General features: G+C 39.1%; 1 protein-coding gene. It reads left to right on the top strand.

Annotated elements, in window-relative coordinates:
- Window positions 1-248 (top strand): methyltransferase family protein (locus AAEY62_RS23965; RefSeq protein WP_502935566.1); only part of this gene is annotated, 248 nt, incomplete at both ends.

Below are 248 nucleotides of genomic sequence, written 5' to 3' on the forward strand. Positions count from 1 at the left end.
ATTTGGTTGGTGTGTGTTGTAAGAGTATTTATACCTGCAACCGATAACTACCTCGGAATTTTTGTGCCGTTAAATACATGGCCAGGCGTAATGCTAGGTAATGCTTTATTAACTGTTGGTTTTATATTAACTATGGTGGTGCATTTTAATATGGCATCACTTTGGCGTTCAGGAATAGACCCACAAGGGCCCGATGAGCTAAAAGTAAACGGCTTTTATGCGTATTCTCGTAATCCTATGTATTTAGG

Origin of the sequence: Pseudoalteromonas sp. GW168-MNA-CIBAN-0100 (genome assembly GCF_040309225.1) — a bacterium.
In the GTDB taxonomy this organism is placed as follows: Bacteria; Pseudomonadota; Gammaproteobacteria; order Enterobacterales; family Alteromonadaceae; genus Pseudoalteromonas; species Pseudoalteromonas arctica.